We start from the raw sequence: 20,744 nt of genomic DNA, 5'->3' as shown, positions 1-20,744 counted from the left end.
CCACTCCTTCCCATCCCGAACAGGACAGTGAAACGACTTCGCGCCGATGATAGTGCGGTCTCCCGTGTGAAAGTAGGTCATCGTCAGGCTGTTATGCCCCGGAACCCCGGACCCGTTTGTAGCGGGTTCGGGGTTTTCGTTTTTGTTTTCACGCCATGAACCAAGCCCATTTCTCCTATACCCGTGCGCAAAGCCTGCCCTCGATTTTGGCGCGACGCATCATGATTCTGGATGGGGCGATGGGGACCATGATCCAGCGCTTCAGGCTGGGGGAGGCGCAATACCGGGGTGAAGGCGCGCAGGGGCTGCCGGAGCCGTTGCGTGAGCGCCTTCAAGCCCTGCCTGGCGAAGTGAAAGGCAACAATGAGTTGCTCAGTTTGTCGCGCCCGGATGTGATTCTTGGGATTCACGAGGGCTATTTGGCGGCGGGCGCCGACATCATTGAAACCAACACCTTTGGGGCGACTTCGGTGGCGCAGGAGGATTACGGGATGGCCGAGTGGGTTCGTGAAATGAACCTGGCCTCGGCGCGTTTGGCCCGGCAGGCGTGCGACCGATACACCACGCCCGACAAACCGCGTTTTGCCGCTGGGGCTTTGGGACCCACGCCCAAGACGGCGAGCATCAGCCCCGACGTGAACGACCCGGGCGCCCGTAACATCACGTTTGACGCCTTGGCGCAAGCGTATGGCGAGCAGGTCGAAGCCTTGGTGGAGGGCGGGGTGGATCTGCTGCTCGCGGAGACCATTTTCGATACGTTGAATGCCAAGGCTGCCCTGTTTGCCATCGAGGCGTATTTCGAGCGATCGGGACAGCGTTTGCCGGTGATCATCAGTGGCACGGTGACGGATGCGTCGGGCCGCATTCTGAGTGGCCAAACGGTGGGGGCGTTTTGGGCCAGCGTGCGGCATGCGCGGCCATTGGCGGTGGGGCTCAATTGCGCGCTCGGGGCGGCTCTGATGAAGCCTTATATCCAGGAGTTGGCTCGTTTGGCGCAAGGGACGTTCATTTCTTGTTATCCGAATGCGGGCCTGCCCAACCCGATGAGCGAAACAGGGTTTGACGAGACGCCTGCGGACACGTCCAGGCTCCTGCATGAGTTTGCGGCCGAAGGGTTGGTGAATATCGTGGGCGGCTGTTGTGGCACGACGCCAGACCACATCGCAGCGATCGGGTCGGCAGTGGCAGGCGCTGCGCCGCGGCGTGGGGCGTTTGAGCGTTACGTTTGAGGCGATTTGAGCGCCTTGTTCATGGGTTTGCCCTGCATGGTCGGGGTCCTTGCGGGGCTTATACTGCACCGACTGCCGATGATCACCGGGATCGGGGACGAGCCGGCCCTTGCACACCATGAACCTTGAGCGCCTGCGACTGGATGCCGTGCTGAGCCTGCTGCAGCGGGCGGGCTACGCCGTTCCTGATCGTGAAGGCGTGACGCAGGAAGCGTATATCCAGGCGTTGTTGGATGGGCTGTGCGAGTTGTCATCGACCGACTCGCTCACGGGCCTGCTGAACCGGCGCTCGTTTCTGTGGACGCTGGAGCAGGAACTGGATCGGGTGGCCCGGGGGGGCGAATATGCGCTGCTGCTGGCGGTGGACATCGACCACTTCAAGCGGGTCAATGACACGCATGGCCATGCGGTCGGGGACGAAGTGATTCGAATGGTGGCGCAAACGCTGCAGCGTTGCGTGCGGCCGATGGACACCGTGGCGCGTATCGGTGGCGAGGAGTTTTGCATTGCGTGCCCGAATTGCTCACCGTCGTATGCGCCGGTGGTGGCCGAGCGGGTGCGCCGGGCCGTGGCCGAGACGCCGGTGGCATGGGCGCCTGGCCAGACGCTGGCGGTCACGGTGAGCTGCGGTGGCGCCTTGGCAACGCCCTGGATCCGCGGCATGGTGTCGGACTGGCTGGAGCGCGCGGACCGGCAGTTGTACCGCGCCAAGCGCGAAGGGCGTAACCGCGTCTGCCTGGAGGCGGTGCAGGCGGCGGAGGTGAGCGCCGAGGAAAAAGGACTGTTGCTGGGCTGGGGGCCGGCGGACTCCCTTATGATGGACAAGCGCGACCATGCGTGATGTGCAAGGACTGGACCGATGACCGTTGAGCGTTCTGAACCCGTGACCGGCTCCGCTGAGGAGGCGGTGTTGTTGCGGCCGCTCAAAGGCAAGGTGATTGCCGTGACCAGTGGCAAAGGCGGCGTCGGCAAGACTTTCGTGTCGGCCAATTTGGCTGCGGCCCTCACCCGGCGCGGGCTCAAGGTGCTGGTGCTCGATGCCGATCTGGGTCTGGCCAATTTGGATGTGGTGCTCAACCTGTACCCCAAGTTGACGCTGCACGATGTGTTTACGGGCAAGGCGACGCTGGATGACGCGATTCTGAAGGCGCCGGGCGGCTTTTCGGTGATTCTGGCAGGCTCGGGGATGGTGGAGTACTCGCGTCTGACGCCGGAGGTGCGGCAGGACTTTCTGGCGCTGATGACCGAGGTGGTGCCGCGCTATGACGTGGTGTTGCTGGACACCGGGGCCGGCATATCGGACGTGGTGCTGTTTGCCCTCTCGTTGGCCAGCGAGATTTTGCTCGTGGCCACGCCGGAGCCCACGTCCTTGACCGATGCGTATGCCACGATCAAGGTGCTGGCGACGCAGCAGCGGCGCCAGCGGGTCCGCATCCTGGTCAATCAGGCCGCTCGCCCCGGGGATGGCAAGGCGATCACCACGCAGTTGCAGACAGTGCTCAACCGTTTCGTGGGTTCGGTGCAGAAAAGCCCGGCCGGGCAGGACATACCGGCGATTCGCCTGATTCATGTCGGCGACATTCCTGTCGATCCGGCGGTGAAGGAGGCGGTGATGCGGCGCCAGCTGCTGCTGACGCAAACCCCAGGCTCCCCGGCCGGGATGGCGGTGACGCAGATTGCCGGCCGGCTGGTGGAAACGGTGATTCGCCCAGACGAACACGCCTGAGCTGCCGGCGTGCCGGACTCGTGATGGGCATCGCGCGGCTTCAGGCGGGCGATCAGGAGGCCGCAGGGACGATGGCGGTGACCTCGATTTCGACCCGGGCCCGCGCCTCCATGAGAGCGCTGACTTCCAGACAGGCCATGGCCGGGTAGTGCTTGCCCATCACTTCGCGATAGACGGTGCCGAGCTCACGCAAGCGGCGGTGGTATTCGTCGCGGTCGATGATGTACCAGTTCATGCGGCACATGTGTTCGGGGCCGGCGCCAGCCGCTTCGAGCACGGCGCGGACGTTGAGCAAGGTCTGGCGGCACTGTGCGATGAAGTCGTCGGATTCGAAGCGTTGCTCCGCATTCCAGCCGATTTGGCCGCCCGTGAAGATGAGTTGGCTGCCGGGGTCGATGCGGGCGGCGATGCCGTTGGCATAGCCTTTGGGGGGGAGCCAGCCTGGAGGCTGGAGGGGGCGCAAATGGGGCATGGTTCGACCTGGGTGATGGTTCAAGTGCTGGCCGCGCGTTGGCGCAGCACGTAGCGTTGGAGTTTGCCGGTTTCGGTGCGTGGCAGCGCGGCGAGGAATTCGATTTCGCGCGGGTACTTGTACGGGGCGAGGGTGTGCTTGACGTGATCCTGCAGGGCTTTGACGAGGGCCGCGTCGCCGACATGGCCGGGGCGCAAGACGCAGTAGGCTTTGATGATCATGCCGCGTTCGGGGTCGGGTTTGCCCACGACCCCACACTCGGCCACGGCCGGGTGTTTGAGCAGGGTGTCTTCGACTTCGGGGCCGCCGACGTTATAGCCGGCGGTGATGATCATGTCGTCGGTGCGGGTCTGATAGAAAAAGTAGCCGTCTTCGTCCTGCATGAAGGCGTCGCCGGGGTAATTCCAGCCCCGGCGGACGTACTGGGTTTGGCGGGGATCGTCCATATAGCGGCAGCCGGTGGGCCCGATGACGGCAAGTTTGCCGATGGTGCCGCGAGGCACCTCCTGCCCGGATTCATCGACGACTTTGGCCTGATAGCCGGGGACGACCTTGCCAATGGCGCCACGTCGCACGTCAGCGCCGGCTGAGGAGATGAAGATGTGGAACATCTCGGTGGCGCCGATGCCGTCGATCATTTCGATGCCGGTGGCGTCTTTCCAGAGCAGGCGCGTGGCATCGGGCAACCCTTCGCCGGCGCTGACGCTCAGCCGCAGGCTGGGCAGGCCGTGCTGCTTGGCAAAGGGGGCCATCTGGCGATAAAAGGTGGGGGCGGTGTAGCAGACGGTCACACCCACCCGGGCCATGGTCTGAACCATGACTTCGGGGGTGTAGGGCACGCTGGGAAAGTAGACGGAAGCCCCGGCCCACAGGGTGAAGATGAGCAGGCCGCCGAGGCCGAAGGTGAAGGCCAGCGGCGGGGAGCCCGCCACGATGTCGGCGCTGCGCAGTTGGAGCACGTGGCGGGGCCAGGTTTCGCAGGCGGCCAGGACGTCGAGGTGGGTGTGCACGGCGGCTTTGGGTTGGCCGGTGGTGCCAGAGGTGAAGGCCAGCAAGGCGATGTCGGTGGCTGCGGTGGGGCAGGCGGGAAAGGGGGTGGTTTCGCCGCGGCTCAGGAGGACGTCGAGATCGTCATGGCCGGCGGCATGGGCGACACCGGTGTGGAAGGCCGCCACGCGCAGGGGGTGTGGGCCTTCGGCGATGGCGCGGTCGAGATCGCCCAGCAGGCGGGCGTCGCACAGGGCCAGGCTGGGCTTGGCCTTGACGATAATGTCGCCGAGCTCTTTGGCCCGCAGCAGCGGCATGGTGGCCACGGCGATGAGGCCAGCTTTGACGACGGCCAGCCAGGCAATGGCCAGGGAGACGGAGTTGCCGCCACGCAGCAGCACGCGATTGCCGGGCTGCAGGCCGTAATGTCGGGTCAATACATGGGCGAGGCGATCGACGGCGTCCAGGGTTTGTTGGTAGGTGAGGGTGCGTTCGTCGCTGCGCAGCAATGGGTGATTGCCCCAGCCTTTGTGGGCGACGGCATCGTCGAGCAGGCGCTGCACGAGGTTGAGTTGGGGCGGGAATTGCAACTCGGGCAGGTCGTACACGAGCTGCGGCCACTGGTCCAGGGGAGGCAGGCGGTCGTGCACGTAGCGGTCGGTCTGGGCGCTGCGGGCGGGGGCGACGGACATGGGGTCCTCCAAAGGGCTTTCAGGAATTGAGAACGGCCTTGCCGAGGATGAGGAGTTGGACTTCGGTGGCGCCTTCGTAGATGCGCAACGCACGGATGTCGCGATACAGGCTCTCCACTTTTTGTCCGATGCGCACGCCTTGGCCGCCGTGCATTTGCAAGGCCATGTCAATGACGCGCTGGGCGTTTTCGGTGGCGGTCATCTTGGCCATGGCCGCCGCTGCGGTGTAAGCACGGGGCAGTGGCTGGTCGGGCGGGGCGCTGTCTCGCATCCAGGCGGCGCGGTAGGTGAGGAGAGCGGCCGATTCGATGAGGGCGCTCATTTCGCCCAAACGGACCTGGGTGAGTTGAAAGTCGGCCAGGGTCTGCCCGAACATGCGTCGCTGCCGGGCGTAGCGGACGGCTTCGGCCAGCGCCCGCCGAGCCATGCCCAGGGCGGCTGCGGCGACCGAGGCGCGGAAGATGTCCAGCGTCTGCATGGCCAGTTTGAAGCCCCCATGCAGCGGCCCGAGCAGGGCGGTGTCAGGCAGGTGGCAGGTGCTCAAGCGCAGCGTGGCCAAGGGGTGAGGCGCCATCAGGGCGATGTGGGCGCTGCTGTCGAGCCCGGGCTGGCCGGCGGGAACGATGAAGGCGCTGATGCCGCGTGCGCCGGCTTCCGGATCGGTTTTGGCGAAGGTAACGTAGAAGTCGGCCAGGCCGCCATTGCTGATCCAGGTTTTGGTGCCGTCGAGCTGCCAACCGCCAGGCACGGCCTGGGCACGGGTGCGCAGGGCCGCCACGTCGGAGCCGGCGTCGGGTTCGCTCAGGGCAAAGGCGGCGATCTGCTCGCCGCGCGCGACGGCGGGCAGGTGGGCCGCCTGCTGGGCGGGAGTGCCAGCGAGGGTGATGGCACCCGAGCCGAGGCCTTGCATGGCGAAAGCGAAATCGGCCAGCGGTGAGTGAAAGGCCAGGGTTTCGCGAAGCAGCACCAAGGCGCGAGAGTCCAGCCGGGGCAGGGCACCGCCGTGAGTCGCCGGGACGCAGTATCGCAGCCAGCCAGCGGTGCCGAGCCGCCGTACCCATTCCCGGCAGGCGGCGCGGTCATCGCTTTCGTCCACGGTCTGTTCGGCGGACCAGGCGGCCAGTGTCGGGGCCAGTTGTCGGTGGGCGTCATCGAAAAACGGCAGCCCGAGGTGGTCGAGCGACGGATGCGGGGGGGCCGGCGGGTGAGGGTGCGGGTTTTCGAAGGCCACCATGGGTTCAGTCTCCTTCGAAGATGGGCCGTTGCTTGGCGGCAAACGCCTCGAACGCGCGGCGGAAGTCCTGCGTTTGCATGCAGATGGCTTGGGCTTGGGCTTCGGCCTCGATCGCTTGATCGAGGCCCATGTTCCATTCCTGATGCAGCATGGTTTTGGTCATGCCGTGGGCAAACGTCGGGCCGCTGGCCAATTCGGCGGCCAATGCATGCGCGGCTTGCGGCAGCGCGTCGGGGTCGTGCAGGTCGTTGAAGAAGCCCCAGGACAAGCCTTCCTGAGCGGTCATGGCGCGCCCGGTGAACAGCAGCTCGCTGGCGCGGCCTTGGCCAATGACGCGGGGCAGCAGGGCGCAGGCCCCCATGTCGGCCCCGGCCAGCCCCACCCGGGTGAACAGGAACGCGGTCTTGCTGCGGGGAGTGCCCAGCCGCAGGTCGCTGGCCAGCGCGAGCATGGCGCCGGCGCCCGCGCAGACCCCGTCGATGGCGGCAACGATGGGCTGTGGGCAGGCGCGCATGGCCTTGACCACATCGCCGGTCATGCGCGTGAAGGCCAGCAGTTCGGGCATGGTCATGCGGGTCAAGGGGCCGATGATTTCGTGCACATCGCCGCCCGAGCAGAAGTTGTCGCCGGCGCCGCGCAGCACCACGGCGCGGACGTCGGTGGCATAGGGCAGGGCGCGGAACCAGTCGCGCAGTTCGCCGTAGGAGTCGAAGGTCAGGGGGTTCTTGCGCTCGGGGCGGTTGAGGGTGACGGTGGCGATGCCGGCCTCGATCTGGCAGAGAAAGTGTTGCGGCGCCTGTGTGGCCTGAGCGCGAAACTGCGCGCGCATGGGGTTGTGATCGGGGATGGGGTGCTTCATGGGGTGGTGGTTTGTTGGGCTTTGACTTTGCCGAGCAGCCGATAGAGCTGGGTCATGTCGCGATCGCTCAGGGCGGAAAAGGCTTCGACGATCCAGGCTTCGTGCACCTGGGCCATGTCGGCAAAGGCGGCATGACCGGCTGGCGTGAGGCGGACGCGAAACGCCCGGCGGTCCTCTTCCACCTCCACCCGTTCGACCAAGCCTTCGGCCACGAGCTGGTCGGTGATGCCGGTGACATTGCCGCCAGTGACCATGAGCCGTGCCGAGAGCTCTTTCATCTTGAGCCCTTCGGGGTGGCGTTCGAGCTGGGCCATGAGGTCGAAGCGGGGCAGGGTGGTGCCAAACCGCTCACGCAGCCCGCTGCGGATGCGCTTTTCGATCAACTGGGTGCAGGTGAGCAGGCGCAACCACAGGCGCAGGGCTTCGGGGTGCTCGCTGTGCAGGCGGGCTTCGAGATCCAGGACGGCGGCTTCTTCGGTCATAGACGATCAGACAGGCTGGGCTTTCTGGCGGGCGATTTCGCGGTAGAGCTGATCGCGTCCGCTCAGATAAGGCAGGGGCCATTCGATGGCGTGGCTTTGGAGCTTGGCGGCTTCATGCAGCGTCCAGGCGGGGTTGGCCAGGTGCGGACGGGCGATGGCGCAGAGGTCGGCCCGGCCGGCGCCGATGATGCTGTTGGCGTGGTCGGCTTCGGTGATGGCACCCACGGCCATGGTGAGGATGCCGGCTTCGTTGCGGATGCGGTCGGCAAAGGGCGTTTGGTACATGCGGCCATAGACGGGACGGGCGACGCGCGTGGTCTGGCCCGATGAGACGTCGATCAGGTCGCAGCCCGCGGCCTTGAACAGGCGTGCGATAGCCACCGCATCGTCCGGTGTGTTGCCGCCCGGGGCCCAGTCGTGGGCAGAGATGCGCACGCTCATGGGCCGATCGGCCGGCCAGACGGCCCGCATGGCCTGGAACACCTCCAGCGGGTAGCGGCAGCGATTGTCCAGTGAGCCGCCGTAATCGTCAGTGCGTTGGTTGGTCAGCGGGCAGATGAAGCTCGACAGCAGGTAGCCGTGCGCGCAATGCAGCTCCAGCCAGTCGAAGCCGGCGGCGGCAGCGCGCTGGGTGGCAGCGACGAATGCGGCGGTCAGGGCGTCCATGTCGGCGCGGGTCATGGCGCGGGGTATCTGGTTTTGCGGGCCGTAGGGGATGGCGCTGGCCGCCAGCAAGGGCCAGTTGGGGGGGGCGTCGGGCTGCCCGCTGGGGCTGGGCAGGGGCTCATCCATCGCTTCCCAGCCGCGCTGGGTGGAGCCTTTGGGGCCGCTGTGCCCCAGCTGCAGGCCGATGGCGGCCGACGTTTCACCGTGCACGAAGTCCACGATGCGGCGCAGGGCGTCGACTTGTGTGTCGTTCCATAATCCCGGGCAACCCAGGGTGATGCGGCCTTCGGGCGTGGGGCTGGTCATCTCGACCATGACCAATGCGGCGCCTCCCATGGCGCGGGCGCCGAGGTGAACGAGGTGGTAATCGCCCACGGTGCCGTCGATGGCTTTGTACTGGGCCATGGGAGAGACCACGATGCGGTTTTTCAGGCGCAGGCCACGCACTTGCAGTGGCAGCAGCATCGGAGGAACGGGCTGAGGCGGGTTGGGGACGCCAACGCGTTCGGCCAGCCAGCGTTCATACCCTTCCAGCCAGGTGGTGTCGCGCAGGCGCAGGTTCTCGTGGCTGATGCGCTGGCTGCGGGTGAGCAGGGAGTAGGCGAACTGTTCGATCTCCATGCCGGTGTAGCGGTTGACGTTTTCAAACCACTCGGTGGAGTTGCGGGCAGCGTTCTGGATTTTGAGCACCTCCACGCTGCGACGGGCTTCATAACCCTGAAGCACATCAGCCAGGGAGCCGCCTTTAGCAAAGGTCTCGCACAGGTCGATGGCATCTTCGAGGGCCAGTTTGGTGCCGCTGCCGATCGAGAAATGGGCCGTGTGTGCCGCGTCGCCCATGAGCACGATGGGGACTCGCCGGCCATCGGGCAGATCCTGCCAGTGCACCCAGGTTTTGCAGATGACGCGCGGGAAACGGATCCAGATGGCCGAGCCTCGCAAATGCGCGGCGTTGCTGATCAGTCGGTGTCCGTCGAGATGGCGGGCAAACAGGTGTTCGCAAAAAGCGATGCCGTCCTCCTGGCTCATCTGGTCCAGTCCGTGGGCTTTCCAGACCGATTCCGGCGTCTCGACAATAAAGGTGGAGGTGTGGGCGTCGAATTGGTAGGCATGGGCCTGAAACCAGCCGTGCTCGGTCTGCTCGAACGCAAAGGTAAAGGCATCGAACGTTTGGTGCGTGCCCAGCCACACGAAACGGCATTGGCGCGTGTCGATGTCGGGTTGGTAGGTGCTGGCGTAACGGGTGCGGGTGCGGCTGTTGAGACCATCGCTGGCGATGACGAGGTCGGCGCCGTATTGCATCGCCAGCGCCTGATCATCGGTGACCTCGGTTTCGAACACCAGTTCCACCCCGAGCTCGCGGCAGCGAGCCTGCAGGATATTGAGCAGGTGCTTGCGCCCAATGCCACAAAAACCGTGGCCGCTGGAGCGAACCGACCGCCCCTTGAAGAACACCTCGATGTCATCCCAGTGATTGAAGGCGTCCCCGATTTGCTGGGCCGTGGGGGCATCGGCGGCACGCAAATTGTCCAGCGTGGCATCGGAAAACACCACCCCCCAGCCAAAGGTGTCGTGAGGGCGGTTGCGCTCCACCACCACGACCCGATGCGTCGGGTCCTGTTTTTTCATCAACAGCCCGAAATACAGACCGGCCGGGCCGCCACCGATGCAGAGGATGTTCATGGGCATTTTGTTTAGGTTTAAACAAAAGTGTGCCCTCGCTGGTGCGGGCCGGGGAGCGGGAATACCCTGATCTGGATCAAAGCGCGTGAGGGTGGCGGGAACCGGGGCGCACCGGCGGTGCCAAAATGGCAGTGGGGCCTCGCCCGCGTCTGAAGGAGAACGACATGGTGTATCGATTCAAGACCAAGGCCACTGGCGATGTGGTGATGCTGGACCAGAACGGCAAGCAGTTGTTGGAGATTCTGGGGAAAGATCCCAGCGGCCCGGGCATTCTGCTGGTGGAGCAGATGCCTGCGGCCATCGAGGCGATTCAGGCGGCCGTGCTGCAGGAGGAAGCCGATTACGAGCGCCGCAAGCAGGAGGCCATCGAGAAGGGCGAATACGTGCCCGACCCCGAGCGGGTGAGCTTGCGCACCCGGGTGGCCCCGTTTCTGGAGATGCTCAAGCATTGCCAGCGCGAGAATGCCGAGGTGGTCTGGGGCGTTTAACCGGGGCTGGCGGGGGAAGGATCGGTAGGCGGCTCAAGTGCCCTCAGCCGCTTTGCACATGACTGCACCGACATCCCCGGGTAGATGCCCAGGGCTCGTGCCATGGCGTTGCTGTGGCTGACGACGCCGCTGGTCCAGGTGCTGTATGCCTGGCCGATGCAAGCCGATTCGTGAGAAACGGTGCAGGCGGCCAGGTGAGCCGCTTCCAGCCGCGCCAGCGCAGCGATGCCGGCCTGCTCTTTGCCGACACCCGCGTCATTGAAGACGGTCAGCAGTGGTTTGACGGCCAGAGCATAGCGCGCCGCACTCAAGCCGCCGTGTGATCCGGTCACGGCCAAGCAGCCCTGATCGTGCGGCGTGAGTTCGGTCACCGAATCGAGCAGACGAACCTGTGGTGACTGCATGAGACGCAAAAAGCCCCTGCTGGGGAGCAGGGGCTTGGTGCCCATCCGAGGGGAGACACGGGTCAGTCGGCGTACTGGCCAGCAGCGTCGATGGCCGCCTTGAGCTTGACGATCTGGTCAGCCACGAATGCCTTGTGGCCTTCGGGGGTGACGCGGTTGTCGGTCACGACGATCGCGCTCAGCGCCTTTTGCTTCTGGATGAAGTCCGGATCCTTGAGGGCGGCGCGCAGCGCGTCGTTGAGCTTCTTGGTCACGGCCGGGGGCGTGCCTTTGGGGGCATAGAGGCCATGCCAGATGGTCAGGTTGAAATCCTTCAGCCCCATTTCCTGCAGCGAGGGATAGTGCTTGAGCACCGGGTGGTCAGACAGGGGTTTGGCGGTGGTGACGGCAAATGCCTTGACGCGACCGGCCTCGATTTGGCTGGTGGTGTTGGTGGTCTGGTCGCACATCACGTCCACCTGGCCGCCAATGAGGGCGTTCATGGCCGGCGCGGTGCCGCCAAAGGGAATGGTGGTCATGGCTTGCCCTGCCTTGATGGCAGATTGCCACATCAGGCCGCAGATGTGCGACGCGGAGCCCAGACCGGCATGGGCCAGGTTGAGCTTGCCGCTGTTGGCGCGGATATAGTTTTCGAAATCGCGGTAGGTGTTCGCGGGCAGTTGCGGCTTGCCAATCAGGGTCATGGGCACGTCGTTGATCATGCCCAGGTATTCGAAATCTTCCAGCGCGTTGAACTGCAGTCGGCGGTAGAGGCCGGCGGTGGATGCCATGCCGATGTGCCAGACCAGCAGGGTGTGGCCATCCGGGGTGGCGCGGGCCGCGCGGGTGGCACCGATCGTGCCGCCTGCGCCTGCGGCATTTTCCACGACGATGTTGGCATTGCCCAGATGCTTGCGCATGGCTTCGGCGAGCTGCCGGGCCACGGTGTCGGTGGGGCCGCCAGCGGTAAACGGCACGATGAAGGTGATGGGCTTGGTGGGGAAATCTTGGGCGTGGGCGCTGACCGCCAGGGTGGCGGCGGCTGCGAGGGCCATCCAGGGTTTCATGCGTGTTTCCTTGGTCGAACGGAAAGCCCCATGTTAGCCGCCCGGGGAAGGGGTTGTCATCGCGGGAACTACGTAGTCCGGCATCAGGGAAAACCGGGGGTCAGTCGTAGCGCCGCGCGTCTTCGATGACCTTGCCATCGTTGGGCAGGCTGCCGGCTTGCACCAGCACGGCGTGTCCACGCAGCTTGGTGACTTCACGCATCGTGTCTTCGAGCGCCCCCACGAGCGCCTGACCATCCCCCTGCCAAGGCTGCCGCAGCTCGACCTGCAGCGCCATGCGGTCGTCGGCCATTTCCCCAGTGACGACGAGGCGGGCCTTGAGCACCTCGGGGTGCCGGCGCACGATCTCGGCCACCTGAGAGGGGTGGACGAACATGCCTTTGATTTTGGTGGTCTGGTCGGCGCGGCCCATCCAGCCTTTGATGCGGGTGTTGGTGCGGCCGCTGGGGCATGGGCCTGGCAGGATGGCGGAGAGGTCTCCGGTGCCGAAGCGCACCAGGGGATAGTCGGGGTTGAGCACGGTGACCACCACTTCGCCGACTTCGCCCTCGGCCACCGGGTCGCCGGTGCCGGGTCGCACGATTTCCAGGATCACGTGTTCGCCCAACACCAAGCCTTCACGCGCGGGTGTTTCATAGGCGATGAGCCCGGCGTCGGCCGTGGCGTAACACTGGTAGGCCACGATTCCGTGTTGGCCGAACCAGTCGCGCAGCGAAGGCGGGCAGGCTTCGCCGGAGACCAGCGCCTTGCGGATGGGGAGGGCAAGGCCCGCTTGCTCGGCCTTTTCGACCAGGATGCGCAGGAAGCTCGGTGTGCCGGCGTAGGCGCTGGGCCGCAAGTCCTCGATGGCGGCGAGCTGTTGCTCGGTGTTGCCCACGCCGCCAGGGATGACGGTGCAGCCCAGGGCGTGGGCGCCACTTTCCATGATCCAGGCGCCTGGGGTGAGGTGGTAGCTGAAGCTGTTGTGGATGAGTTCGCCCGGCTCGAAGCCGGCGGCGACCATGGCGCGGGCCGATCGCCAGTAGTTGGCGCCTTGCCCTTCGGGCTCGTAGATCGGGCCCGGAGACTGGTACACCCGTCGGGCTCCGGAAGCCCGGAGCAGGCCCTTCCAGCCAATGGCGGCAAAGCCCCCGAAAGGGTCTGCGCCTGCGCGCCGGCTGGCCTGCTGGCGCTCCAGCAATTCGTGCTTGCGAATGACGGGCAGCGTGGCCAGTGCGGCCCGGCTGCGGATGCGGTCCGGATCGATGCCGGCCAGCAGCTGCGCATAAGCGGCACTGTGCGTTTGCGCGTGGCGGATGTGGGCCGGCAAGGCCGCCATGAGGGCGGCTTCGCGCTCGGCCGGCGATCGGGTTTCGAGGGTGTCGAAATGGGCGGGCATGACAGGGCTCGGCAATAAGAAGACGGGGGGTGGGGCTGTTCAGGCCAGCCAGCGCTTGCGGCGCTTGTAGCTCTTGACTTCCTTGAAGCTCTTGCGCTCGGCGCCACCCATGCCCAGGTAAAATTCCTTGACGTCCTCGTTGTTGCGCAGGTCCTCGGCGGCGCCGTCCATGACGATGCGGCCCGACTCCATGATGTAGCCGTAGTTGGCGTAGCGCAGCGCCATGTTGGTGTTCTGCTCGGCGATCAGGAAGCTGACCTTCTCCTTCTGGTTCAGGTCCTTGACGATCTCGAACACCTCCTCCACGATCTGCGGCGCCAGGCCCATCGACGGCTCGTCCAGCAGCACGACGCTGGGGTTGGCCATCAGGGCGCGGCCGATCGCGCACATCTGCTGCTCGCCGCCGGAGGTGTAGGCGGCCTGGCTGGTGCGGCGGGTTTTGAGGCGCGGGAAGTAGGTGTAGACCTTCTCCAGGTTGGCGGCGATCTCGCCCTTGTCCTTGCGCGTGTAGGCGCCGGTCAGCAGGTTTTCCTCGATCGTCAGGTGGGCGAAGCAGTGCCGCCCCTCCATCACCTGTACCACGCCGCGCTTGACGAGGTCGGCGGGCGTGAGGTTCTCGATGCGCTCGCCGCGCAGCTCGATCGAGCCCTTGGTGACTTCGCCGCGCTCGCCCTTGAGCAGGTTGGAGATGGCGCGCAAGGTGGTGGTCTTGCCGGCGCCGTTGCCGCCCAGGATGGCGGCGATCTGGCCCTCGGCGAGCTGCAGCGAGACGCCCTTGAGCACGAGGATGACGTGGTTGTAGATGACCTCGATGCCGTTGACGGTGAGGACGGGAGTGGGTGTCGTCATGGGGTGACCTCGGTAACGTGGCTGGGTGCGCAGGCACCACACGTCAGCGCCGCGGACCGACGCTGGCGGGTGGTGGCGGGGGCTGCGGAACGCCTGCCCCCACCGCGGGGTGGTCGGCATGGACCGACCGACCCCTGCCCGGACCATCAGGACTGGCAATCCTGCGGCGTGCGGCGCTGGATCTTCTTCTCGGCGGCGTACTTGTCGGCCGCGGCGCGCACCATCGGCTTGAGGATCTGCTCGTCGGCCTGGTACCAGTCGCTCGTGAACTCCCACTTGCTGCCGTTCCAGGTGTGGATGCGGGCCCAGGCCGCGCCCATGTGGTCCTGGCAGCTCGTCGAAATCGGCCGCATCACGCCCTTGAAGCCCAGTGCATCGAGCTTGGCCTGCGTCAGGTTCAGGTTTTCCAGGCCCCAGCGCACCTGCTCGCCGGTCATGACCTTGCCCTTGCCGAAGCGCTCCTGCGCGGCACGCACGCCTTCGACGGCGAGCATCGCGCTCATCGCCCCGCGCACATACAGAACCGAGCCGACCTCATCCTTGGGGCCCGTACCCTGGCCCTTGCCGTGCACCTTCTCGAGGATTTCCTTGATGAAGGGGGCGTTGGGCTCGGCGCCGTGCTGCATGGTGACGGCGTTGTAGCCCTTGGCGCCTTCGCCGATGTCCTTGACGTCCGGTTCGGCGCCGGCCCACCAGACCCCGTAGATCTTGTCGCGCGGGTAGCCGACCGCCTGCGCTTCCTTGAGCAGGGTAGAGTTCATCACCCCCCAGCCCCAGTTGATCACGTAGTCGGGGCGCTGTTGACGGATCTGCAGCCAGGTGGACTTCTGTTCCACACCGGGGTGCGGCACTGGCAGCAGCGTCAGCTGGTAGCCGTGCATCGTGGCACGCTGCTGCAGAATGGGAATCGCCTCTTTGCCAAACGGGCTGTCGTGATAGACCAGGGCGATCTTTTTGCCCTTGAGCTTGTCGAAGCCGCCTTCCTTCTTGGCGATGTGCTGGATGATCACGTCGCCGGCCACCCAGTAGGTGCCCGCGAGCGGGAAGTTCCACTTGAAGACGCCGCCATCTTGCGACTCGCTGCGGCCATAGCCGACAGTGATGAGCGGAATCTTGTCCACGGGGGCTTTTTCGGTCAGCGCGAAGGTGATGCCGGTGGACAGCGGCTGGAACATCGCGGCGCCGCCGTTCTTGCCCTTGAGGCGCTCGTAGCACTCGACCCCGCGGTCGGTTGCGTAGCCGGTTTCGCACTCTTCGAACGAGATCTTGACCCCGTTGATGCCGCCGCGGGCATTGGTGAGCTTGAGGTAGTCGATAAAGCCGTTGGCCCACGGCACGCCGTTGGGCGCGTAGGCGCCGGTGCGGTACACCAGCACCGGGAAGAACTGCTCCTTGGCCTGCTGGGCCTGAGCCGGTGTGCCCACCAGCGCGCTGGACAGGGCGGCAGTCGCTGCGGCGGCAGCGAGGATCACGGGACGTAGCTTCATGGTCTGTCTCCTAGGTTGGTTGAAGCACGGGTGGGGAACGATGATCAGTGCGGGAACGGCCAGATGCGCAGCTTTTGCTTGCCGACGCTCCACAACTTGGCCAGACCGTGGGGTTCGACGATCAGAAACCACACGATCAGCGCCCCGAAGATCATGTATTCGGCATGGGACACCGCCGCGGTCGAGACGTCAATCCCGAACAACCCGCCCAGCCAGGGCAGGAACTGGTTCAGGAAGATGGGCAGCACGACGATGAAGGCCGCCCCGAAGAAGCTGCCCATGATCGAGCCCAGGCCGCCGATGATGACCATGAACAGCAGCTGGAACGAGCGGTCGATCGAGAAGGCCGCCGGCTCCCACGAACCCAGGTGGATGAAGCCCCACAGCGCGCCGGCCACGCCGACGATGAAGGAGCTGACCGCGAACGCCGACAGCTTGGCGTACACCGGGCGGATGCCGATGACCGCAGCGGCCACGTCCATGTCGCGGATCGCCATCCACTCACGCCCGATGGTGGAGCGCACGAGGTTTTTGGCCAGCACGCCGAAGACCACGACGAAGCCCAGGCAGAACAGGTACTTCTCCACCGGCGTGTCGATGCGCCAGCCGAGCACACTGAGGTTGGACACCGACACCGAGCCCGACGGGTTGTTGTTGGTGAACCAGCCGATGCGCAGGAAGGCCCAGTCGCAGAAGAACTGTGCCGCCAGCGTCGCCACGGCCAGGTACAGCCCCTTGACGCGCAGGCTGGGGATGCCGAAGAACATGCCCACGACCGTGGCGCACAGACCGCCGATGAGCAGCGCGGCGATGAGCGGCATGCCCTCGAAGCGCACGAAGGCGTTGTAGGCCATGTAGGCGCCCACCGCCATGAACGCGCCCGAGCCGAGCGAGATCTGGCCGCAGTAGCCGACCAGGATGTTGACCCCGATGGCCGCCAGCGACAGGATCAGAAACGGAATCAGGATGGCACGAAAGAAGTATTCATCGGCCAGTAGTGGCACGCCGACGAACGCAAACGCCACCAGCGCCAGGATGAACCAGCGGTCCTGCGCGATCGGGAAGATCTGCTGGTCCTCCCGGTAGCTGGTCTTGAATTGGCCATTTTCACGGTAGATCATGGTGGGGAGTTCCTTACACGCGGTCGATGATCTTCTCGCCGAACAGGCCCTGCGGACGGAACAGCAGGAACACCAGCGCCAGGACGTAGGCGAACCAGATTTCGATGCCGCCGCCGACCAGGGGCCCCAGATAGACCTCGGAGAGCTTTTCGCCCACGCCGATGATGAGGCCGCCGACGATGGCGCCGGGCACCGAGGTCAGGCCGCCGAGGATGATGACCGGCAGCGCACGCAGGGCGATGGTGGTGAGGGAGAACTGCACCCCGATCTTGGAGCCCCAGATGATCCCGGCCACCAAGGCGGTGATGCCGGCGACGAACCAGACGATGACCCACATGCGGCCCAGCGGAATGCCGATGGACTGGGCGGCTTGATGGTCGTCGGCCACGGCGCGCAGGGCGCGGCCGGTGCCGGTTTTCTGGAAGAACAGACTCAGCGCCGCCACGAGCACGGCGGCCACGAAGGCGGCAATGAGATCCTCCTTGTTGATCAGCAGCCCGCCGTCGAACACCTCCTCCAGAATGAACACCGGCTCCTTGGGCATGCCCACGTCGATCGCGTACACCGAGCTGCCAAAGACGGTTTGCCCGAAGCCGTCGAGGAAGTAGGTGATGCCCAATGTGGCCATCAGCAGCGTCACGCCTTCCTGGTTGACCAGGTGGCGCAGCACCAGCCGTTCCACCAGCCAGGCGAACGCCAGCATGCAGGCCGTGGCGAGGAAGAAGGCGATCACATTGGCCAGCAGCTTGCTTTCGAAGCCAAACCACTGCGGCACCCATTCCGAGAAACGGGCCATGGCCAGGGCGGCGAACAGCACCATCGCCCCCTGGGAGAAGTTGAACACGCCAGAGGCCTTGAAGATGAGCACGAAGCCCAGGGCCACCAGCGAATACAGCATGCCGGCCATCAGGCCGCCCATGAGCGCTTCAATGAAAAATCCCATGATGATTAGCTCCTCAGTGGCTGGTGCCCAGGTAGGCGCGGATCACGTCTTCGTTGTTGCGCACCTCATCGGGCGTGCCGTCGCCGATCTTTTTGCCGTAGTCCAGCACCACCACGCGGTCTGAGATGTCCATCACCACGCCCATGTCGTGCTCGATGAGCACGATGGTGGTGCCGAATTCGTCATTGACGTCGAGGATGAAGCGGCACATGTCCTGCTTTTCCTCCACGTTCATGCCGGCCATGGGCTCGTCGAGCAGCAGCATTTGCGGCTCCATGGCCAGGGCGCGCCCCAGGTCCACCCGTTTTTGCAGACCGTAGGGCAACTGGCCCACGGGCGTTTTGCGGTAGGCCTGGATTTCCAGGAAGTCGATGATGTGCTCCACCTTTTCCCGGTGCGCCACCTCTTCCTTCTCGGCAGGGCCGATGCGCAGCGCCTGCAGGAAGATGTTGCTCTTGATGCGCAGGTTGCGCCCGGTCATGATGTTGTCGATCACGCTCATGCCCTTGAACAGCGCCAGGTTCTGGAAGGTGCGCGCAATGCCCATTTCGGCCACCTGGCGGCTGTTCATGTGCTTGAAGGTCTGGCCGCGGAACGTGATAGAGCCTTCCTGCGGCTTGTAGACGCCGTTGATGCAGTTGAGCATTGAGCTCTTGCCGGCCCCGTTGGGACCGATGATGGCGCGGATCTCGTGCTCCTTGACGTTGAAGGAGATGTCGGTCAGCGCCTTGACGCCGCCGAAGCTCAAGCTGATGTTCTGGACGTCGAGGATGACGTCGCCCACTTTCTTGTGTGCCATGGTCTGCTTTCCGGGGTGTTGCGTGCGGCCTCAGGCGGCTTTCTGGACCGGGGCAAAAGTCTTGGCGTCCATCAGCTTGAGCGTGGCGCTGACCTTGCCGGTGCGTCCGTCCTCGAACTTCACCTGGGTCTCGATGTACTGCTCGGTTTTGCCCTCGTACAGCGCATCGACGAGCACCGCGTATTTGTCGCCGATGAAGCCGCGGCGGACTTTGTTGGTGCGCGTCAGTTCGCCGTCATCGGCATCGAGTTCCTTGTGCAGCACCAGGAAGCGGTGGATCTGGCTGCCGGCCAGCAGGGCGTCGCGCGAGAGGTCGGCATTGACCTTTTCGACGCACTCTTTGATGAGCTGATAGACCTCGGGCTTGCCCGCCAGATCGGTGTAGCCGGTGTAGGGCAGGTTGCGGCGCTCGGCCCAGTTGCCCACGGCGTCGAAGTCGATGTTGATCATCACGCAGACGCGGTCGCGCCCGTCGCCGAAAGCCACCGCTTCCTTGATGTGCGAGAAGAACTTGAGCTTGTTCTCCACATACTTGGGGGCGAACATGGCGCCGTCGTTGGCGCCGCCCTTGATGCGGCCGACGTCTTTGACGCGGTCGATGATCTTGAGGTGGCCGCTGGCGTCGATGAAGCCGGCGTCGCTGGTGTGGTACCAGCCCTCGGCGTCGAGCACCTCGCGGGTGGCCTTTTCGTTTTTGTAGTATTCCTTGAGCAAGCCCGGCGAGCGGACCAGGATTTCGCCGTTGTCGGCCAGCTTGATCTCCACCCCCTCGCAAGGCACGCCCACCGTGTCGGCGCGCACCTCGTGGTCGGGTTGCAGGCACACGAACACGGCGGTTTCGGTGGAGCCGTAGAGTTGCTTGAGGTTGATCCCGATGGAGCGGTAGAAGCTGAACAGATCGGGGCCGATTGCTTCCCCCGCGGTGTAGGCCACCCGCACCCGGGAAAAGCCCAGGTTGTTGCGCAGCGGCCCATAGACCAGCAGATTGCCCAGGCCGTAGAGCAGGCGGTCCACCAGGCCCACCGACTTGCCGTCCATGAGCTGCGGGCCGACGCGGCGCGCCACGTCCATGAAGGCGTGGAACATCTTGCGCTTGATCCAGCCCGCGTCTTCCATGCGGATCATCACGCTGGTGAGCATGCCTTCGAAGATCCGAGGGGGCGCGAAGTAGTAGGTCGGGCCGATTTCCTTGAGGTCGATCATCACCGTGCTGGACGACTCGGGGCAGTTGACCACGTAGCCGCAAGCCAGCCACTGGGCATAGCTGAAAATGTTTTGCCCGATCCAGGCCGGTGGCAGGTAGGCCAGGACTTCTTCCTTCTCGGTCAGCTTGTCGAACTTGGCACCCACTTCGGCCCGGTTGAGCAGGGTGTAGTGGGTGTGTACCACCCCCTTGGGGTTGCCGGTGGTCCCCGAGGTGAAGAACATGGCGGCCACGTCGTCGGGCTGGGCCTTGTCGATTTCTTCCTGGAAGAAATCGGGGTGTTCGTCGCTGAACACCTTGCCGGCGGCCATCACTTCCCGCAGGCCGGCCAGCCCCGGTTCGTCATAGTTGCGCAAGCCGCGCGGATCGTCGAACAGGATGTGGGCCAGTTGCGGGCATTGCTCGCGGATCTCCAGCATCTTGTCCACCTGCTCCTGGTCTTCGACCACGGCAAAGCGGACTTCGGCGTTGTTGATGGGGAAGACGCATTCGGCGGCCACCGCGTCCTGGTACAGCGGCACCGGGATCGCGCCGAGCGACTGTGCCGCGAGCATGGTGGCATACAGGCGCGGGCGGTTGGCGCCAATGACGACCAGATGCTCGCCGCGTTGCAGGCCCAGTTGGTGCAGGCCGCCGGCCAGATGGCGCACCTGGTCGGCCATCTGCTGCCAAGTGGTCGTCTGCCAGATGCCGTATTCCTTCTCACGCATGGCAGCGGCTTGGGGCCGCTTGGCCGCATGCTCCAGCAGCAGCCGGGGGAACGTTGTCCGCATGTTGTCTCCTGTGGCTTCGGGGCGGTCACGCAGGGGCATGGCCTGACCGGATCTGTAGCGGACTGTACGGGTAAGGTTTGACGCTATGTTGTCCTTCCGTTGACAATCTAGGGTTGTTACTCACTAGCAGGCCGTTGAAAAACTCCCCTGTGGCCGGTCTTGGTACGGGTACCATGTGAGCCACGGCGACGACGACCAGACACCAGACACCGAAGATGAGAG

At 65.1% G+C, this 20,744-nt stretch carries 19 protein-coding genes; 4 read left to right on the top strand and 15 right to left on the bottom strand.

Annotated elements, in window-relative coordinates; genetic code table 11:
- Positions 1 to 155 precede the first annotated feature (155 nt).
- The 3 genes from DFR43_RS02985 to DFR43_RS02975 all read left to right on the top strand — a co-directional run bounded on the left by DFR43_RS02985 (position 156) and on the right by DFR43_RS02975 (position 2,955).
- Positions 156 to 1,229: a homocysteine S-methyltransferase family protein gene (locus DFR43_RS02985; protein ID WP_133595892.1), complete on the top strand. Its 1,074-nt coding sequence runs from the start codon at positions 156 to 158 to the stop codon at positions 1,227 to 1,229.
- A gap of 118 nt (positions 1,230 to 1,347) precedes the next feature.
- A complete protein-coding gene (locus DFR43_RS02980; RefSeq protein WP_133595891.1) occupies positions 1,348 to 2,070 on the top strand; it encodes a GGDEF domain-containing protein in 723 nt (240 codons plus the stop codon).
- 18 nt (positions 2,071 to 2,088) lie between these two features.
- Positions 2,089 to 2,955, top strand: coding sequence for a MinD/ParA family protein (locus DFR43_RS02975; protein WP_133595890.1), 867 nt, complete (start codon positions 2,089 to 2,091; stop codon positions 2,953 to 2,955).
- 52 nt (positions 2,956 to 3,007) lie between these two features.
- Here DFR43_RS02975 and DFR43_RS02970 read toward each other — a convergent pair whose 3' ends face one another.
- The 6 genes from DFR43_RS02970 to DFR43_RS02945 are packed head-to-tail and all read right to left on the bottom strand — an operon-like array spanning position 3,008 to position 10,030.
- Positions 3,008 to 3,427 (bottom strand): RidA family protein, encoded by a 420-nt coding sequence (locus DFR43_RS02970; RefSeq protein WP_133595889.1) that lies wholly within the window; start codon positions 3,425 to 3,427, stop codon positions 3,008 to 3,010.
- A 20-nt stretch (positions 3,428 to 3,447) separates the two neighbouring features.
- Complete coding sequence (locus tag DFR43_RS02965) at positions 3,448 to 5,106, bottom strand: AMP-binding protein (protein WP_133595888.1); 1,659 nt, start codon at positions 5,104 to 5,106, stop codon at positions 3,448 to 3,450.
- Between the two features lie 19 nt (positions 5,107 to 5,125).
- Positions 5,126 to 6,340, bottom strand: coding sequence for an acyl-CoA dehydrogenase family protein (locus DFR43_RS02960; RefSeq protein ID WP_133595887.1), 1,215 nt, complete (start codon positions 6,338 to 6,340; stop codon positions 5,126 to 5,128).
- Positions 6,341 to 6,344: 4 nt separating this feature from the next.
- Positions 6,345 to 7,199 carry an enoyl-CoA hydratase family protein gene (locus DFR43_RS02955; protein WP_133595886.1) on the bottom strand — a complete coding sequence of 285 codons (855 nt, stop codon included), beginning with the start codon at positions 7,197 to 7,199 and terminating at the stop codon, positions 6,345 to 6,347.
- Positions 7,196 to 7,660 carry a MarR family winged helix-turn-helix transcriptional regulator gene (locus DFR43_RS02950; RefSeq protein ID WP_133596110.1) on the bottom strand — a complete coding sequence of 155 codons (465 nt, stop codon included), beginning with the start codon at positions 7,658 to 7,660 and terminating at the stop codon, positions 7,196 to 7,198. The genes DFR43_RS02955 and DFR43_RS02950 overlap by 4 nt, the downstream gene beginning before the upstream one ends.
- Positions 7,661 to 7,687: 27 nt before the next feature.
- Positions 7,688 to 10,030, bottom strand: a complete 2,343-nt coding sequence (locus tag DFR43_RS02945) for a bifunctional salicylyl-CoA 5-hydroxylase/oxidoreductase (protein ID WP_133595885.1) — start codon at positions 10,028 to 10,030, stop codon at positions 7,688 to 7,690.
- Positions 10,031 to 10,194: 164 nt separating this feature from the next.
- Here DFR43_RS02945 and DFR43_RS02940 point away from each other — a divergent pair, with 164 nt between their 5' ends.
- Positions 10,195 to 10,518 (top strand): DUF1840 domain-containing protein, encoded by a 324-nt coding sequence (locus DFR43_RS02940; protein WP_133595884.1) that lies wholly within the window; start codon positions 10,195 to 10,197, stop codon positions 10,516 to 10,518.
- Here DFR43_RS02940 and DFR43_RS02935 read toward each other — a convergent pair.
- The 9 genes from DFR43_RS02935 to DFR43_RS02895 form a co-directional block, all read right to left on the bottom strand.
- A complete protein-coding gene (locus DFR43_RS02935) occupies positions 10,515 to 10,922 on the bottom strand; it encodes a hypothetical protein (RefSeq protein ID WP_211338589.1) in 408 nt (135 codons plus the stop codon). The two genes, DFR43_RS02940 and DFR43_RS02935, sit on opposite strands and share 4 nt — an antisense overlap.
- A gap of 62 nt (positions 10,923 to 10,984) precedes the next feature.
- Positions 10,985 to 11,968 carry a tripartite tricarboxylate transporter substrate-binding protein gene (locus tag DFR43_RS02930; RefSeq protein WP_133595883.1) on the bottom strand — a complete coding sequence of 328 codons (984 nt, stop codon included), beginning with the start codon at positions 11,966 to 11,968 and terminating at the stop codon, positions 10,985 to 10,987.
- 100 nt (positions 11,969 to 12,068) lie between these two features.
- Positions 12,069 to 13,346, bottom strand: a complete 1,278-nt coding sequence (locus DFR43_RS02925; RefSeq protein WP_133595882.1) for a phenylacetate--CoA ligase family protein — start codon at positions 13,344 to 13,346, stop codon at positions 12,069 to 12,071.
- Positions 13,347 to 13,385: 39 nt separating this feature from the next.
- A complete protein-coding gene (locus DFR43_RS02920) occupies positions 13,386 to 14,195 on the bottom strand; it encodes an ABC transporter ATP-binding protein (RefSeq protein WP_133595881.1) in 810 nt (269 codons plus the stop codon).
- Between the two features lie 146 nt (positions 14,196 to 14,341).
- Complete coding sequence (locus DFR43_RS02915; protein WP_133595880.1) at positions 14,342 to 15,682, bottom strand: ABC transporter substrate-binding protein; 1,341 nt, start codon at positions 15,680 to 15,682, stop codon at positions 14,342 to 14,344.
- Between the two features lie 44 nt (positions 15,683 to 15,726).
- Positions 15,727 to 16,803 carry a branched-chain amino acid ABC transporter permease gene (locus DFR43_RS02910; protein WP_133595879.1) on the bottom strand — a complete coding sequence of 359 codons (1,077 nt, stop codon included), beginning with the start codon at positions 16,801 to 16,803 and terminating at the stop codon, positions 15,727 to 15,729.
- Positions 16,804 to 16,816: 13 nt separating this feature from the next.
- The gene (locus DFR43_RS02905) at positions 16,817 to 17,746 is read right to left on the bottom strand and encodes a branched-chain amino acid ABC transporter permease (protein ID WP_133595878.1); all 930 of its coding nucleotides are present in this window, start codon (positions 17,744 to 17,746) and stop codon (positions 16,817 to 16,819) included.
- Positions 17,747 to 17,759: 13 nt separating this feature from the next.
- Positions 17,760 to 18,545: an ABC transporter ATP-binding protein gene (locus DFR43_RS02900; protein WP_133595877.1), complete on the bottom strand. Its 786-nt coding sequence runs from the start codon at positions 18,543 to 18,545 to the stop codon at positions 17,760 to 17,762.
- A 30-nt stretch (positions 18,546 to 18,575) separates the two neighbouring features.
- Positions 18,576 to 20,522, bottom strand: a complete 1,947-nt coding sequence (locus DFR43_RS02895) for an AMP-dependent synthetase/ligase (protein WP_133595876.1) — start codon at positions 20,520 to 20,522, stop codon at positions 18,576 to 18,578.
- Positions 20,523 to 20,744 lie beyond the last annotated feature (222 nt).

Origin of the sequence: Tepidicella xavieri, assembly GCF_004363315.1 — a bacterium.
Classification (GTDB): domain Bacteria; phylum Pseudomonadota; class Gammaproteobacteria; order Burkholderiales; family Burkholderiaceae_C; genus Tepidicella; species Tepidicella xavieri.
Note: the sequence above shows the minus strand (reverse complement) of the source record. Positions and strands in the feature narration are given on the sequence as shown.

What these genes read in the sequence shown, in the direction of transcription:
- DFR43_RS02985 (WP_133595892.1), top strand. Translation starts at nt 156, where the DNA reads ATGAACCAAGCCCATTTCTCCTATACCCGTGCGCAAAGCCTGCCCTCG.
- DFR43_RS02980 (WP_133595891.1), top strand. Translation starts at nt 1,348, where the DNA reads ATGAACCTTGAGCGCCTGCGACTGGATGCCGTGCTGAGCCTGCTGCAG.
- DFR43_RS02975 (WP_133595890.1), top strand. Translation starts at nt 2,089, where the DNA reads ATGACCGTTGAGCGTTCTGAACCCGTGACCGGCTCCGCTGAGGAGGCG.
- DFR43_RS02970 (WP_133595889.1), bottom strand. Translation starts at nt 3,427, where the DNA reads ATGCCCCATTTGCGCCCCCTCCAGCCTCCAGGCTGGCTCCCCCCCAAA.
- DFR43_RS02965 (WP_133595888.1), bottom strand. Translation starts at nt 5,106, where the DNA reads ATGTCCGTCGCCCCCGCCCGCAGCGCCCAGACCGACCGCTACGTGCAC.
- DFR43_RS02960 (WP_133595887.1), bottom strand. Translation starts at nt 6,340, where the DNA reads ATGGTGGCCTTCGAAAACCCGCACCCTCACCCGCCGGCCCCCCCGCAT.
- DFR43_RS02955 (WP_133595886.1), bottom strand. Translation starts at nt 7,199, where the DNA reads ATGAAGCACCCCATCCCCGATCACAACCCCATGCGCGCGCAGTTTCGC.
- DFR43_RS02945 (WP_133595885.1), bottom strand. Translation starts at nt 10,030, where the DNA reads ATGAACATCCTCTGCATCGGTGGCGGCCCGGCCGGTCTGTATTTCGGG.
- DFR43_RS02940 (WP_133595884.1), top strand. Translation starts at nt 10,195, where the DNA reads ATGGTGTATCGATTCAAGACCAAGGCCACTGGCGATGTGGTGATGCTG.
- DFR43_RS02935 (WP_211338589.1), bottom strand. Translation starts at nt 10,922, where the DNA reads ATGCAGTCACCACAGGTTCGTCTGCTCGATTCGGTGACCGAACTCACG.
- DFR43_RS02930 (WP_133595883.1), bottom strand. Translation starts at nt 11,968, where the DNA reads ATGAAACCCTGGATGGCCCTCGCAGCCGCCGCCACCCTGGCGGTCAGC.
- DFR43_RS02925 (WP_133595882.1), bottom strand. Translation starts at nt 13,346, where the DNA reads ATGCCCGCCCATTTCGACACCCTCGAAACCCGATCGCCGGCCGAGCGC.
- DFR43_RS02920 (WP_133595881.1), bottom strand. Translation starts at nt 14,195, where the DNA reads ATGACGACACCCACTCCCGTCCTCACCGTCAACGGCATCGAGGTCATC.
- DFR43_RS02915 (WP_133595880.1), bottom strand. Translation starts at nt 15,682, where the DNA reads ATGAAGCTACGTCCCGTGATCCTCGCTGCCGCCGCAGCGACTGCCGCC.
- DFR43_RS02910 (WP_133595879.1), bottom strand. Translation starts at nt 16,803, where the DNA reads ATGATCTACCGTGAAAATGGCCAATTCAAGACCAGCTACCGGGAGGAC.
- DFR43_RS02905 (WP_133595878.1), bottom strand. Translation starts at nt 17,746, where the DNA reads ATGGGATTTTTCATTGAAGCGCTCATGGGCGGCCTGATGGCCGGCATG.
- DFR43_RS02900 (WP_133595877.1), bottom strand. Translation starts at nt 18,545, where the DNA reads ATGGCACACAAGAAAGTGGGCGACGTCATCCTCGACGTCCAGAACATC.
- DFR43_RS02895 (WP_133595876.1), bottom strand. Translation starts at nt 20,522, where the DNA reads ATGCGGACAACGTTCCCCCGGCTGCTGCTGGAGCATGCGGCCAAGCGG.